Consider the following 16,268-nt stretch of genomic DNA (forward strand, 5'->3'; position numbering starts at 1 on the left):
GGGAGCAACATATAACAAACGTTAAAGGAGGAAAGAGTCATGAAAAAAGCTGCATTGTCTTTAGCTGCGTTTTTCATTACAGCAATGGTTTTCACAATGCCGGCACACGCCGCCGGAACAAAAATGCCTTCAACAATGTCACTCACGGAACAGCAGAAAAAAGAAATTGAATCACTTGAAAAAGAAGTGCTCGAAAAACGAAAACATGTCATATCCAAATATGTTGAGTACGGGGTCCTGCCGAAAGAAAAAGCAGAACATATTAAACAGCATATGGACAGGCGCTTTAACATGATGAAACAAAATGGGTTTGTCCCGAAGCCTCCGCCTCATAAATTGGAAAAGCGGCATCATCATTCTTAAGCATCCGGCAAGCCGGATGCTTTTTTGTTTTTATCGGGATTGCTCTGAAACGCGTTTCATAACGTATGATATCAATATCATACGCATCAGGAGGATGAAACACATGATACATAAAAAACAGGGCCTGTTCCCTGATACATTTCTATGGGGGTCAGCCTCGGCTGCCTATCAGGTTGAAGGAGCCTGGAATAAAGACGGTAAAGGACCTTCAGTATGGGACTTATTCACGAAAATACCGGGTAAAACGTTTAAAGGCTCAAATGGTGATACAGCAGTCGGCCATTATGAGCGCTATAAAGAAGATATCGCCTTGATGGCAGAAATGGGTTTGAAAGCTTACCGATTTTCTGTCAGCTGGCCGAGAATTTTTCCGAATGGCAGAGGGGAAATTAACGAATCAGGGGTCGCATTTTACGAAGACTTGATCGATGAATTGATTTCTAACGATATTGAGCCGGTGCTGACTCTTTATCATTGGGACTTGCCTCAGGCGCTGATGGATGAATACGGCGGCTTTGAATCAAGAAAAATTATTGATGATTTCAATGATTACTGCATTGCGTTATACAAAAGATTTGCCGGCAAGGTGAAATACTGGGTCACGTTAAATGAGCAGAATTATAATTTTCATAACGGGTTTATAACAGCTGCACATCCGCCCGGCGTAAAGGACAGAAAACGATTTTATGCAGCGAATCATATCGCATTTTTAGCTAATGCCAAAGCGATTGACTCCTTCAGACAATATGTTCCTGACGGTTTGATCGGCCCGAGCTTCGCTTATTCACCGGCTTATCCGCTTACAAGTCACCCTGAAGACATAACTGCATTTGAAAACGCAGAGGAATTTATGAACCATTGGTGGCTTGATATGTATTGCCGGGGGACTTATCCGCAAATTCCTTTCAATTATTTAAAGGAAAAGGGCTGGGCGCCCGCCATTGAAGCCGGGGATATGGAATTGCTTGCGAAAGGCAAGCCGGATTTTATCGGTGTTAATTATTATCAGACGATTACGTACGAAAGAAATCCTCTTGACGGTGTATCGGAGGGGAAAATGAACACGACTGGTCAGAAAGGGACAAACCAGGATACCGGTATACCGGGGCTGTTTAAAACGAAAAAGAATCCTAATCTCGTGACGAGTAATTGGGATTGGACGATTGACCCGATAGGTCTGCGCATCGGCCTCCGGCGTATAACGAGCCGCTATGAGCTGCCGGTTTTTATAACAGAAAACGGGCTGGGGGAATTCGATAAAATAGAAGAAGACGGCTCAATTCAGGATGACTACAGAATTGACTATTTACGCTCCCATCTTGAACAGTGCAGAGAGGCCATTAGTGATGGAGTTCATCTCATCGGCTACTGCAGCTGGTCATTCACGGATCTGTTAAGCTGGCTGAACGGCTATCAAAAACGCTACGGTTTTGTCTATATCAATCGAGATGAAGAAGATGAAAAAGATTTGAAACGGATCAGGAAAAAAAGTTTTTATTGGTATCAGAATGTAATTGAAACAAACGGTAAAAGTTTATAAAAGTTCCCTGAGAGAAATATGATTCTCTCAGGGATTTCTTTTACATTGCGGCTGCATCAATAATATACGTATCCGCATGAAGATCGGATATTTCGGCAGGCACTGAATAACAGGTAAGGCTGTATCGGCCTTTCGGAATATGAAAGAAAAGCCGCTTTGACATCACGCTTTCAATCTCAATTCCATCTTTTACAGCCTCAAAGGGAACAGTCGCTTTTTTCTCATAGGATGGTACCGGTTCACTTGTGTTAAGCCTGAGGACGATAAATGCCCTCGTATTTCTCCTTGCTTCAAATGAAACAGCTCCGTCAGCTTCCGCATATCCTTTTTCAATAGCTTCATCGGTCCAATCGATAACAGGCGGTTCTGAATCTTTTTGGAAGATTGTAAATTGATGATAAGAAATGGCTAGTTCTTGCGGTTTCCATGATTTAATCAATGCGCTGTTCCTCCTGTTTTTTACTTGATTTTAAATAATACTCTCGTTCCGTCGGGATCATTGGTAAGCTGGTGTCCGACCCAAGAGCCGGCTCCGCGGTTGTCTGCCGGAGAAATATATTCTACGGAGGCATTATTTCCGCCCTGTTTACAAACCGCCATCGGCCATTCATCCCTATCGTATCCCGTTTTGACAGGCACATGTTTAAGAGATTGCTCACGCCGCTTATGTACTCCGTCTCTGTCAATGGTGCATATGCTGGAATGTCCTTCTTTTATCGCGTCCTTAATATGCTTTGCTGTTTCCGGATATCGATCGGACGGAAATAGGATTACCTTGTCGTAATCACTCTTCTGAACGGTCTGCTCGTTATCTGAGAAAAGATCACCCTTGATCAGGGCCGCGACTGCTCCGGCAATGATGATAAGAACAAGCAGCAGTGCTTTTAATGTTTTCAAGAGTATCAATCACCTCCAGTTTTAAATTGCTGTTAAGCTGGTCCAAGAATAAAGCAGAATCGGCCGGCTGTAAAGCTGTTAAAATATATTTCTCAGCCGCAATTCAGCTGAATATCTGTAAAACCATCCGCACAAATCAACTTTATTCATTAAAAATTCGATCAGAAAGTGTTTTTTGCCGTTTCCTTATTCAGAAATGAACGGTTGCGGCCGTATCGTCAATTGACTTATTATAGCGATAAGCTCACCGGCGAGGTATCTTCGTCTGCGAGTGTCGTGCGAAACAGGACGATAAAAAGACGGCCATCTGATAAGAAGGCCGTCAGCAAATCATTCCAGATTCGCATGCTTTGTAAACATGTCTGCTGAATTCAATTCTTTTTTCTCCATGATTTTTAGAATAACCGCATCGTAGAACAGCAGAAGAGTTTGTTCGAATAAAGAACCCATCGGCTGAATCGTCTTTCTGTCTCCGCCGGTCTCTTCTTTAGGAGAGCCGGGAATCGTTATTGTAAGATCCGCAAGTTTGCCGAGGCTTGAAGCGGGGTTAATCGTTAATGCAGTGATGATGCCGTTAAGGTTTTTGGCTTTTTCAGCCGTATGAAGCAGACTTTTTGTTTCGCCTGAGCCTGAGCCGATGATGACGAGACCGCCTTCTTGGAGGGGAGGGGTAAGCGTCTCACCGACGATGTAAGCGTTCAGGCCGATGTGCATCATCCTCATGGCGAACGCTTTAGCTATAAAGCCGGAACGTCCCGCTCCGGACGTGAAGATTTGATCTGCCGATAAAATCAGATCCGCAAGCTTGTCAGCTTTACTGTCGGATATTAATGCTGCGGTGCGGGATATTTCATTTAGTATTTCATGTAAGTATTCAGTCGTTTTCATGATCCTTGTGTGATCAGCTGTTTCATTTTAGCAGCAGCATCCGCTTTATTGTCAGCTCCCGTAATGCCTCCGCCGACAATGATTAAATCTGGGTTTTGTTTGATGGCTTCAGGAAGCGTATCAAGTTTAATGCCTCCGGCAATTGCGGTTTTAGCGCTCTTGACCGCTTTTTTAATCGCCGTCAGTTCCTCGAATGAATTTTTTCCTTCTGCTTGAAGATCATAACCTGTGTGAACACAAATATAATCAACACCGAGTTGGTCAATTTCTTTTGCCCGTGTTTCAAGGTTTTTTACGTTAATCATGTCGACGAGGATTTTTTTCTGCTGTTTTTTTGCTTCGGCAACCGCCCCTTTGATCGTTGAGTCGTCTGTCGCTCCTAAAACGGTGATGATGTCGGCTCCCGCTTCTGCCGCTTTCATAATCTCGTAACCGCCTGCATCCATGATTTTAAGATCGGCAAGCACTTTCAAGTGAGGAAAGGCTGTTTTCATTTCCTGCACGGCTTTCAGTCCTTCATTAATGACAACGGGAGTGCCGATTTCTACAACATCTATATATTGTTCGACCTCTTTCACAAGTTCAATTGCTTCCGGGATATTTACTAAGTCTAATGCCAGCTGTAATTCCACTTTATATCCACTCCTCTTTTTCATGTATTTCCATTCTATAGAGTGCCCCGCATGTTGAGAAGTACGCACTTTGAAGTCTAATAGTTACTTTGAGGATACTGTCCCCGCAGGCAATGCGCTTTGTTTCAGCAAAACTGCGTGGTAGTATAAACTGACGAAAGTTGTGTGAAAAAGTAAGCGTGTATGAATAGATGATGACCGTACAAAAAGTAAGAGGAAGGAGAATTGTCCGTGAGCCGAATGGATGAGAAAACGTTTAATTGCGAAAAGGAATTGACGCTTGCCGTGATAGGCGGGAAGTGGAAAATGCTGATTATGTGGCACTTGGGAAAAGAAGGGACGAAGCGGTTTAATGAGCTGAAAGCTTTAATTCCGGATATTACGCACAAAATTCTTGTGAATCAGCTCAGGGAGCTGGAGCAGGATCTGATCGTTCACAGGGAAGTTTACCCTGTCGTTCCTCCGAAAGTGGAGTATTCTTTAACGGCGCAAGGAGAAAGCCTTATGCCGATTCTGGACGCCATGTATAAGTGGGGAAAAGATTATATGGAATTAATCAACATTGATAAAACTGCAATAAAGGAATCTTTTTGAAGTGCTCTATGTAAAATAGAGTGCTTTTTTTGCGGTTTAATGAAATCATATTGCGAACATTCGGGCTGTCTGTTTCGGTTCTTGCGCTGTTTTTTCCGGGTCAGCTTACGTACGTAAATTTTTTTCATTCTGCCATAACTGGATATTCGACAGATTTTCATTATAGTTTAAAGATTTTTAATTTTACGTAAATAATATTTTTGAAAATAAATTGCGGGATGCCGCAAAATACCCTCTGGATTCGTCGGATTTTTTTCGGTGTGCCGCATGAAACTTTTCACCCATTTTTCGGTGATAAAAACAATATTTTCATATAAAGTGAACGTAAGTAGATATATAGAAATACATGCAGAAATAGGTAAACCTTTCGTGCTTACAATCAATGGCTTTTTGTCTTGATTTCTCATAAATTTGATGCCGCATTTCGGACTGCGCGGGTGAACGGATGACGGATTTCGGCGGTGATTGAATCGGGATCGTTTTTGGAGGTAAGTGGTTCTTTTGGCTTGAGAATGAGTTAGGGACATAGAGGGAGGCTGTTTCTAAGGGAGAATTGACAACTTTATCTTAAAAAGGGGAGGCGCACACATATGGAAATAACTTTTTATCCTTTAACAAATGCTCAAAAACGTATCTGGTATACAGAAAAATTCTATCCGAACACAAGCATTTCAAATCTAGCCGGCTTCGGGAAACTCATTTCTGAAGACGGCGTACAGGCTCATTACGTTGAGAAAGCGATACAGGAATTCGTCCGGCGGTATGAGTCGATGAGAATCCGTCTGCGGCTTGATGATGAGGGGGAGCCCGTTCAATATGTGAGCGAATACCGTCCGCTCTCTATCGGGCACACGGATATCAGGCAAGCCGGCTGCTCTGCGGACGAGCTGTCCAAATGGGGGCGTGAAGAAGCTGGCAAGCCTCTGGCGTTATATGATCAGGATTTATTCCGTTTTTCCGTGCACACGATCAGTGAAAATGAGGTCTGGTTTTACGCTAATGTGCATCACATTATTTCAGACGGGATTTCCATGACGATTCTGGGCAATGCGATTACTGATATTTATTTGGAGCTTTCAGGCGGGACAAGTGAGGAACAGACGGAGATTCCTTCTTTTATTGAGCATGTGCTGACAGAGCAGGAATATGTGCAGTCGAAGCGGTTTAAAAAGGATCGGGATTTTTGGAACGGGCAGTTTGAGACCGTGCCGGAGCTTGTGTCCCTGAAACGGAGCCAGGCAGATGCGGGTCTTGATGCAAAACGGTTTTCTCAAGAAATTCCTCACGACTTATATGGCCGCATTCATTCATTCTGCGAGGAGCATAAAGTAAGCGTACTGTCTCTGTTCCAGTCAGCTCTGATCACTTATCTCTACAAAGTGACCGGTCGTGATGACGTTGTCACGGGTACGTTTATGGGAAACCGGACGAATGCGAAAGAAAAGCAGATGCTCGGGATGTTCGTATCTACGGTGCCTGTGCGGACAAGCGTTGACGGAGGACAGTCGTTCTTGGAATTCGTTAAAGGCCGGATGAAGGATTTGATGAAAATTCTCCGCCACCAAAAGTATCCGTATAACCTGCTTGTCAATGATTTGCGCGCTTCGAAAAGTTCGCTGAGCAGATTGTTTACGGTGGCTCTGGAGTACCAGGTGATGCAGTGGCAGAAAAAAGAGAATCTGTCCTTCCTGACAGACCCTATTTTCAGCGGAAGCGGTACAAATGATATTTCAATTCATGTGAAGGAACGATGGGACACCGGGAAATTGACAATTGATTTTGACTATCGCAGCGACATTTTCAAGGGGGAAGAGATTGAATCTGTTTCTGAACGTTTGATCACGCTGATTGAAGATGCGATTTCATCTCCTGATCGCATAATTGATGAACTTACTCTTCTTTCTGAATCCGAGAAAGAGCGGCTGCTGAAACGGGCCTCCGGCAATCCGGTGAATTACCGCAAGGAGATGACGATTCCGGGGCTGTTTGAAGAGAAAGTGAAGTCACTGTCTGACAAACCCGCGGTTGTGTATGAAGGCCGAACATTGTCCTATCGCACATTGCATGAACAGTCAGGACGTATTGCCGGACGTCTTCTTCAAGCCGGGATATCAGCCGATTCTCCTGTCGCGGTGCTGCTTGGCCGTTCTGAGCGTGTCATTGCGGCAATATTGGGAATTTTGAAAGCGGGCGGCGCCTATGTGCCGATAGATCCTGACTTTCCGGCGGATCGGATTCAGTACATTTTGGAGGACAGCGGAGCGAAGGCTGTTCTGACGGAAGCCGGAATACAGGCGCCTGCAGCGGATGCCGAACGGATTGATTTTGACGAGGCTGTTCAGTATGAGACGGCTGCGGACGGTGTCAGCACACAATCAGACCGGCTGGCTTACATCATCTACACGTCAGGTACAACGGGGCGGCCGAAAGGCGTGATGATTGAGCACCGGCAAGTTCATCATCTGGTGCAATCACTGCAGCAGGAGATTTATCAATGCGGTGAGCAGACGTTAAGAATGGCGCTTTTGGCTCCGTTTCATTTTGATGCGTCCGTCAAACAGATATTCGCTTCGCTTCTTTTGGGACAGACGCTTTATATCGTGCCGAAAACGACTGTGACGAATGGCTCGGCACTGCTGGACTATTATCGTCAAAACCGGATTGAAGCCACTGACGGAACGCCTGCACATCTGCAGATGATGGTTGCGGCGGGAGATGTCAGCGGAATTGAATTGCGCCACATGCTCATTGGGGGAGAGGGCCTGTCCGCGGCTGTTGCTGAACAGCTGATGACGCTCTTTCATCAATCGGGCAGGACGCCGCGTCTGACGAATGTATACGGGCCGACAGAAACGTGCGTAGATGCGTCCGTGCATCAGGTGTCAGCCGATAACGGAATGAATCAACAGGCGGCGTACGTTCCGATCGGAAAACCGCTCGGCAACGCCCGTCTGTATATATTGGATAAGCACCAGCGGCTTCAGCCCGACGGCACGGCCGGTGAGCTGTATATCGCGGGTGACGGTGTAGGCCGCGGCTATTTAAATCTTCCGGATTTGACCGCAGAGAAGTTTTTGCAGGACCCGTTTAACGGAAGCGGCCGCATGTACCGCACGGGTGATATGGCGCGCTGGCTGCCGGATGGGACGATCGAATATATCGGCCGTGAAGATGATCAGGTGAAAGTCCGCGGCTACCGCATTGAGCTGGGAGAAATTGAAACGGTGCTCAGAAAAGCTCCGGGCACGGCGCAGGCCGTCGTGCTGGCACGGCCGGATCAGCAGGGCAGCTTAGATGTCTGCGCATATATCGTTCAGGAAAAAGGAACCGAGTTTCACCCTGCCGAGTACAGGGAGTATGTGTCCAAGCACCTTCCTGATTACATGGTGCCCGCTTACTTTACAAAAACGGACGAAATTCCGCTCACGCCGAGCGGGAAGGCGGACCGCAAAAAGCTGTTTGCGCTTGATGTGCAGGCTGTCAGCTCATCCGAATATGCCGCGCCGAGAAATGAAACGGAGGAAATGCTCACCGTCATCTGGCAGGAAGTCCTCGGAATGGACAAGGCGGGCATTTATGATCATTTCTTCGAGTCAGGCGGTCATTCATTAAAGGCCATGACGCTTCTGACGAAAATTCATAAGCAAATGGGCGTTGAAATTCCGCTGCAATACTTGTTTGAGCATCCGACGATTGCGGCGCTTGCCGATTATGCGGAAAACCGAAACGAAGGACCGGCATTCAATGCAATTGAGCCGGCTGAGAAGCAGGCGAGCTATCCGCTTTCGCTCGCTCAGCAGCGGACTTATATCGCGAGCCAATTTGAAGACGCGGGAGTCGGATATAACATGCCGGCTGCGGCCATGATTGAGGGCGTTTTAGACCGAGAAAAGCTTGAGCGTGCATTTTCTGCCTTAATCAGCAGGCATGAAGCGCTCAGAACATCGTTTCAATCAGAGGACGGCACGCCGAGACAAGTGATTGGCGAGCATGTTCCGTTTCATATTGAAATGATCGAAGCGCGCGGAAGAACGAATGAACAGGTCATGAAGGACTTTGTGCGCCGTTTTGATTTATCTGAGGCGCCGCTGTTCAGAATCGGCCTGCAAACGCTCGGTCACAATCGCCATCTGCTGCTGTTTGATATGCATCACCTGATTTCTGACGGGGTGTCTATTTCCATCATGCTGAAGGAACTGGCTGACATCTACGGCGGAAATCAGCTGCCTGAATTGCGCATTCAATATAAAGATTATGCCGTATGGCAGGCGGAACGGGCGAAAGAAGGCTACAAGAAGGAGCGGGCGTACTGGAAAGAAGTCTTCAGCGGCGAACTGCCGGTGCTTCAGCTGCTCCCTGATTATCCGCGGCCGCAGGTGCAAAGCTTTGAAGGTGACCGCGTGTCCGCCAAGCTGCCGAAAATGCTGCGGGAACGGCTGCAGAAGCTTGCCGAGAAAAACGGAGCCACCCTTTACATGGTGCTGTTATCGGCATACTATACGCTGCTTTCTAAGTATTCAGGACAGGAAGACATCATCGTGGGAACACCGTCAGCGGGAAGAAACCACTCTGATACCGAGGGGCTTATCGGGATGTTTGTCAACACGCTTGCGCTGCGAAGCTCCGTGAAGCAGGATCAGACATTTGCCGGCTTGTTAGGTCATGTGCGCAAGCAGGTGCTGGATGCGTTTTCTCATCAGGATTATCCGTTTGAGTGGCTGACCGAGGAACTGAACGTGCCCCGGGACATGAGCAGGCATCCGATATTTGACACGATGTTCAGTCTGCAAAATGCTTCGGACGGAATTCCGGAGATCGGTAATCTGACGCTGTCTCTTCATGAAACAAACTTCAACATCGCCAAATTCGACCTGACCATGCAGGCCCGGGAAACAGCGGAAGGCATTGCGCTTGATTTGGATTATTGCACGAAGCTGTTTAAGCGCTCAACTGCGGATCGCATGCTTGCGCACTATGTCCGTCTGCTGGAGAGAGCGGCAGCTCAGCCGGATGCGAAAATCAGCGAATATGATCTGCTTTCTGAACGGGAGGCTTTGACTCAATTACAGCGGTTCAACCCGGAACGCACGGCATACCCGAAAGAGCAAACGATCGTGCAGATCTTTGAAGAACAAGCCCGAAAGAACCCTGACCGGACGGCTCTTCAGTTCGAAGGGGAAACCCTGTCGTATCAGCAGCTGAATGAACGCGCCAACAGGCTTGCGCGGCATATTCTTTCGGTCGGAGGCGGCGGAAAAACCGCGGCTGTTCTGTGTGAACGGTCAATGGATATGATTGTTTCCATTATGGCTGTGTTAAAAGCGGGGTCCGCCTATGTGCCGATTGATCCTGAGCATCCGGTTCAGCGGATTCAGCATTTCTTCCGCGACAGCGGGGCGAATGTGCTCATGACTCAGCAAAGCCTCAAGCCGCTTGCGGAAAAGGCCGGTTTTCAAGGCGTCATTGTGCTTGCTGATGATGAGGCGAGCTATGAAAAGGACTCTCGCAATCCAGCATTGCCGTTTGATTCCAAAACGATTGCCAATCTCACTTATACATCAGGCACGACGGGAACGCCGAAAGGAAACATCGTCACACATGCCAACATTTTGCGGACGGTAAAAAACACGAACTATTTGACTGTTTCTGAAGAGGACACAGTGCTCGGTCTGTCAAACTACGTCTTTGACGCTTTTATGTTTGATATGTTCGGTTCGCTGTTAAACGGTGCAAAGCTTGTGATCGTCCCGAAAGATACGGTGCTGGATATGTCACGCCTGTCCCGTGTGATCAAACGGGAGAACGTCAGCATTCTGATGATTACGACGGCCCTGTTCCACCTGCTTGTTGATATGGAGCCGTCCTGTCTGACGACGCTTCGGAAAATCATGTTCGGGGGCGAAAGAGCGTCTGTAGAACATGTCAAAAAAGCGCTGGCGGCAGTCGGAAAAGGAAGACTGCTTCATATGTACGGCCCGTCGGAAAGCACGGTGTTTGCGACATACCATCCGGTGGATGTCATTGAAGAGGATACGCTCTCCGTTCCGATCGGGAAACCGGTCAGCAATACGGAAGTCTTTATTATGAACTCAGCCGGACGCATTCAGCCGGCGGGTATCGCGGGAGAGCTGTGCGTCAGCGGGGAAGGTCTCGTAGAAGGGTACTACAACCGTCCTGAACTGACGGAAGAAAAATTTGTAAGGCATCCGTTTAAGGAAGGTGAACGGATGTATAAAACGGGCGACTTGGCCAGATGGCTGCCGAATGGCGATATCGAGTTTATCGGACGTATCGACCATCAGGTGAAAATCCGCGGTCAGCGGATTGAGCTTGGCGAAATTGAGCATCAGCTCCAAAGCCATGACCAGATTCAGGAATGCATTGTGCTCGCTGTGGATCAGGGCGCGGGTGACAAACTTCTTTGCGCGTATGTTGTCGGCCTCCGAGAAATCTCTTCCCGGGAGCTGAGGGAGCATACGGCGAAGGATCTTCCGGCTTATATGATTCCGTCCGTCTTTATTCAATTGGATGAACTGCCTCTTACAGGGAACGGAAAAATCGACAGACGGGCGCTGCCGATGCCGGATGTGACCGCAGCGAATGCCGTGGCATATACGGCGCCGCGCAATGAAACAGAACAAAAACTGGCGGATATTTGGGCTGAGGTGCTGCAAATGGAACGTGTCGGCGTCCATGATCAGTTCTTTGAGATCGGGGGCCACTCGTTAGCGGGGATGAAACTGCTGGCCCTTATCCAGAAGACATTCGGCGTGCAGCTTACCTTAAAGGATCTGTTCACTTCTCCGACAGCTGCGGGGCTGGCGCAGCTGATTGAAGGGGCTGAGCGGAAGGCGGCTGAGAGCATCACACCGGCGGCCGAGCAGGAAACGTATCCGGTTTCTTCACCGCAGAAGCGGATGTTCGTGCTCCAGCAGCTGGAGGGCGCTGAAACAAGCTATAACATGCCGTCTGTGCTCCGCTTAAAAGGAAAGCTTGATGCAGAAAAGCTGAAATCCGTCATGAAACAGCTGACAGAACGCCATGAAGCCTTCAGAACGACATTTGACATAAAGGATGGAGAAACGGTTCAGCGCATATGGGCGGAAGCTGATATCGACATGGAATATTATGAAGCCTCTGAAGAAGATGCTGAACGGATTATTCAGAGCTTTATCCGGCCGTTCCGCCTGGATCAGCTTCCTCTCGTCAGAACGGGACTGGTCAAGCTGGCTGAACATGACCACCTGCTGCTGTTTGATATGCACCATATCATTTCGGACGGCGCTTCAGTCGGCGTGCTGATAGATGAACTGTCCCGATTGTATGGCGGCGAAACGCTTGAGCCGCTGCGGATTCATTATAAAGACTATGCGGTATGGCAGCAGAAATTTATTCAATCAGAGCAGTACCGCAAGCAGGAGGAGCATTGGCTTCGGGAGCTTGACGGCGAGCTTCCGGTATTGACGCTGCCGGCTGATTACAGCCGTCCGGCCGTGCAAACCTTTGAAGGAGACAAGCTGGTCTTTTCTCTGACTGAGGAACAGACGTCGGCTCTTCGCAGTCTTGCGAAACAAACGGATTCTACCATGTACATGGTGCTGCTGGCGTCATACAGCGCCTTTCTCTCAAAACTGAGCGGACAGCATGACATCATTGTCGGCTCGCCGGTTGCGGGACGGTCACATGCGGATCTCACAAACGTCATCGGTGTTTTTGTGAATACACTCGCGCTTCGTACGTATCCGGAAGCGGACAAAACGTTCACGGACTATCTTAAAGAAGTGAAACAAACCGCTTTACATGCATTTGACGCGCAGGATTATCCGCTTGAAGACCTTCTGCAAAAGGTTGAGGTGCAGCGTGATACGAGCAGAAATCCGCTGTTTGATGCGGTATTCTCAATGCAAAATGCAAATGCGGAAAATCTGGTCATGGAAGGAATTGAGCTGAAGCACCATCCGTTTGACAGAAAAACAGCCAAGTTTGACCTGACAATGACGGCTGAGGACACAGACGAAGGCTTAACGTTTGTGCTTGAATATAACACCGCGCTGTTTAAACCGGAAACGGCAGAGACATGGAAGCATTACTGGCTTCAACTGTTAGAAGCCGCAGCGGAAAATCCGGCCGCGAAGCTTTCTGAGCTTTCATTGGTGAATAAAACAGAAAAACAAGCCCTCCTTGACGCATGGAAAGGAAAAACAATTTCTGTGCCGCGGGACAAAACGGTTCACCGTCTCTTTGAAGAAACGGCCGCCCGCTACGCGAACCGGCCGGCCGCGGCATATAACGGCGCGAAATGGACGTACGGCGAGCTGAACGCAAGGGCGAACCGGATCGCGCGCATTCTCATGGACTGCGGCGTCACGGCTGACGAGCGTGTCGGCATCCTGACGAAACCGTCCTTGGAAATGGCCGCGGGCGTACTCGGCGTCTTGAAAGCGGGCGCGGCATTTGTGCCGATTGACCCCGAATACCCGGAAGAGCGGATCAGCTACATTCTGCAGGACAGCGGCGCCAAGCTTCTTCTCACACAGGAAGCGCTGGACGTACCGGAAAGCTACAACGGAGAAACGATCCTGCTTGACGGCGGACGCTCCATTCTGAGCCTGCCGCTTGATGAAAACGATGAAGCGAACCCGCAGACGGAAACAACGGCGGATCATCTCGCTTATATGATTTACACGTCAGGAACGACCGGACAGCCGAAGGGTGTCATGGTCGAACACCATGCGCTGGTGAACCTGTGCTTCTGGCATCACGACGCATTCGCCATGACGGCGGATGATAAAAGCGCCAAATACGCGGGCTTCGGTTTTGACGCCTCCATCTGGGAAATGTTCCCGACATGGACCATCGGCGCGGAGCTTCACGTCATTGACGAAGCGATCCGGCTGGATATCACCCGCTTAAATCACTATTTCGAGGAGAACGGCGTGACCATCACCTTCCTGCCGACGCAGCTGGCCGAACAATTTATGGAGCTGGAAAATACCTCTCTCCGCATGCTTCTCGTCGGCGGCGACAAGCTGAAGCGGGCGGTGAAACAGCCGTACACGATCGTCAACAACTACGGCCCGACGGAAAACACCGTCGTCGCGACAAGCGGCGTCATCAATCCGGAGGAAGGATCGCTTTCGATCGGACGGGCGATTGCCAATACGAGAGTTTATATTCTCGGCGACGGCGATCAGGTGCAGCCGGAAGGCATTGCCGGTGAATTGTGCGTGGCCGGCCGCGGTCTTGCGCGCGGATACCTGAACCGTGAGGAAGAAACGGCGAAGCGGTTTACCGCAGATCCGTTCGTGCCCGGCGAGCGCATGTACCGGACCGGCGACCTCGTCAAATGGAACGCGCAGTGCGGCATCGAATACATCGGGCGTATCGACCAGCAGGTCAAAGTGCGGGGCTACCGGATCGAGCTATCAGAAATCGAAGTCCGCCTCGCCCAGCTTGCGGACGTTCATGACGCAGCGGTGACGACAGTGGAAGACAAAGCGGGCAATACCGCGCTTTGCGCCTATGTCGCGCCTCAGCAGGACGATATCGAAACGCTCAAAGCCGCGCTGAAAGACACGCTGCCTGACTACATGGTGCCGGCGTTCTGGGTGGAGATGGACGAGCTTCCGGTCACCGCAAACGGAAAGATTGATAAAAAAGCCCTGCCGGAACCGGACATTGAAGCGGGAAGCGCCGCGTACAAAGCGCCGGAAACGGAGATGGAGACGCTGCTTTCTGACATTTGGCAGGAAGTGCTCGGTCTTGACCAGATCGGCGTAAGCGATAATTTCTTCACGCTCGGCGGCGACTCGATCAAAGGCATCCAAATGGCGAGCCGCCTGAACCAGCACGGGTATAAATTGGAGATGAAAGACCTCTTCCAGCACCCGACCATCGAAGAACTCGTCTCTTATGTGGAGCGGACGGAAGGAAAGCAGGCCGACCAGGGCCCTGTCGAAGGTGAAGCGGACTTAACGCCGATCCAGCGCTGGTTCTTTGAGAAAAACTTCACGGACAAACACCACTGGAATCAATCCGTCATGCTTCATGCAAAAGACGGCTTTGATCCGGAGATAACAGAAAAAACATTACATGTCCTGACGGTGCACCATGATGCGCTCCGGATGATTTATCGTGAACAAAAACCGTATTACAGAGGACTTGAGGATGTGTCTGTTGAACTGAACGTCTTTGAGCTGAACGGACCTGCTGAAGACCATGAGGACCGTATCGAAAGGGAAGCAGACCGTCTTCAAAGCAGTATTTCACTGGAAACAGGACATCTGCTGAAGGCCGGGCTCTTCCGGGCTGAAGATGGAGACCACCTTCTTCTCGCAATCCATCACTTAGTCGTGGATGGTGTATCTTGGCGGATTTTACTGGAGGACTTCACGTCCGTTTATACGCAGCTGAAGCAAGGCAATGAACCGGCGCTGCCGCCGAAAACACATTCATTCGCCGAATTTGCCGAGAGAATCAAAGAATACGCAAATACGAAGGCGTTTCTGAAAGAAGCGGATTACTGGAGAGAGCTTGAGGAAAAAGAGGTGTGCACTCAGCTTCCGAAAGACAGGCAGTCTGGTGATCAGCGCATGAAACATACGAGAACGGTCAGCTTCTCTCTGACGCCTGAACAAACTGAACAGCTGACGACAAACGTACATGAAGCCTATCACACCGAAATGAACGACATCCTGCTCACGGCGCTCGGATTGGCGCTGAAAGAGTGGACGGGTGAAAACACGATCGGCGTTCATTTGGAAGGCCACGGGCGCGAAGACATTCTTGACGGCTTGAATATCACCCGGACGGTCGGATGGTTTACGAGCATGTATCCGATGATCCTTGAGATGAAGCACGCCGACGATCTTTCATATCAGCTGAAACAAATGAAAGAAGACATCAGACACATTCCGAACAAAGGAGTCGGCTACGGCATTCTGCGTTATGTAACGGCGCCCGAGCATAAAGAGAATCTTTCATTTGAGATTGATCCGGATATCAGCTTTAACTACTTAGGCCAGTTTAATGAGATGTCGGATTCCGGCTTATTTACAAGATCCGGGATGCCGTCAGGACAATCGCTGAGCCCTGACACAGAGAAGCCGAATGCGCTTGATATTGTCGGATTTATAGAAAATGGGAAGATGACGATGACGTTTGCCTATCATTCTCTCGAATTTCATGAAAAAACCATTCAATCGTTCAGTGACAGCTTTAAAGGGCACCTCTTGAAAATCATAGATCACTGCCTGGCCCAAGACGGACCTGAGCTTACGCCTAGCGATCTTGGCGATGATGATCTGACGCTTGATGAACTTGATAAATTAATGGAAATTCTCTAACAGAAAAGA

The 16,268-nt window shown here is 49.0% G+C and carries 8 protein-coding genes; 4 read left to right on the forward strand and 4 right to left on the reverse strand.

What is annotated here, in order from left to right:
• Positions 1-84: 84 nt before the first annotated feature.
• Together ACNFN4_RS17140 and ACNFN4_RS17145 are read left to right on the forward strand one after the other, a co-directional pair.
• Positions 85-363: a YckD family protein gene (locus tag ACNFN4_RS17140; protein ID WP_263612330.1), complete on the forward strand. Its 279-nt coding sequence runs from the start codon at positions 85-87 to the stop codon at positions 361-363.
• Positions 364-466: 103 nt separating this feature from the next.
• Positions 467-1,903, forward strand: a complete 1,437-nt coding sequence (locus ACNFN4_RS17145; protein ID WP_072177592.1) for a glycoside hydrolase family 1 protein — start codon at positions 467-469, stop codon at positions 1,901-1,903.
• Positions 1,904-1,943: 40 nt separating this feature from the next.
• Here ACNFN4_RS17145 and comJ read toward each other — a convergent pair whose 3' ends face one another.
• The 4 genes from comJ to hxlA all read right to left on the reverse strand — a co-directional run bounded on the left by comJ (position 1,944) and on the right by hxlA (position 4,320).
• Positions 1,944-2,342 (reverse strand): competence protein ComJ, encoded by a 399-nt coding sequence (gene comJ / locus ACNFN4_RS17150; RefSeq protein WP_007609299.1) that lies wholly within the window; start codon positions 2,340-2,342, stop codon positions 1,944-1,946.
• A gap of 20 nt (positions 2,343-2,362) precedes the next feature.
• Complete coding sequence (locus tag ACNFN4_RS17155) at positions 2,363-2,800, reverse strand: NucA/NucB deoxyribonuclease domain-containing protein (RefSeq protein ID WP_003156588.1); 438 nt, start codon at positions 2,798-2,800, stop codon at positions 2,363-2,365.
• A gap of 330 nt (positions 2,801-3,130) precedes the next feature.
• A complete protein-coding gene (hxlB, locus tag ACNFN4_RS17160; RefSeq protein ID WP_448200340.1) occupies positions 3,131-3,688 on the reverse strand; it encodes a 6-phospho-3-hexuloisomerase in 558 nt (185 codons plus the stop codon).
• Positions 3,685-4,320 (reverse strand): 3-hexulose-6-phosphate synthase, encoded by a 636-nt coding sequence (hxlA, locus tag ACNFN4_RS17165; protein WP_014416875.1) that lies wholly within the window; start codon positions 4,318-4,320, stop codon positions 3,685-3,687. Before hxlA ends, hxlB begins: the two co-directional genes overlap by 4 nt.
• 231 nt (positions 4,321-4,551) lie before the next feature.
• Here hxlA and ACNFN4_RS17170 point away from each other — a divergent pair, with 231 nt between their 5' ends.
• Together ACNFN4_RS17170 and srfAA are read left to right on the forward strand one after the other, a co-directional pair.
• The gene (locus tag ACNFN4_RS17170) at positions 4,552-4,914 is read left to right on the forward strand and encodes a winged helix-turn-helix transcriptional regulator (RefSeq protein ID WP_007409352.1); all 363 of its coding nucleotides are present in this window, start codon (positions 4,552-4,554) and stop codon (positions 4,912-4,914) included.
• 590 nt (positions 4,915-5,504) lie between these two features.
• On the forward strand, positions 5,505-16,259 hold the full coding sequence (gene srfAA / locus ACNFN4_RS17175; protein ID WP_448200341.1) for a surfactin non-ribosomal peptide synthetase SrfAA: 10,755 nt from the start codon (positions 5,505-5,507) through the stop codon (positions 16,257-16,259).
• Positions 16,260-16,268 lie beyond the last annotated feature (9 nt).

It is taken from the genome of Bacillus sp. N1(2025) (genome assembly GCF_053470005.1).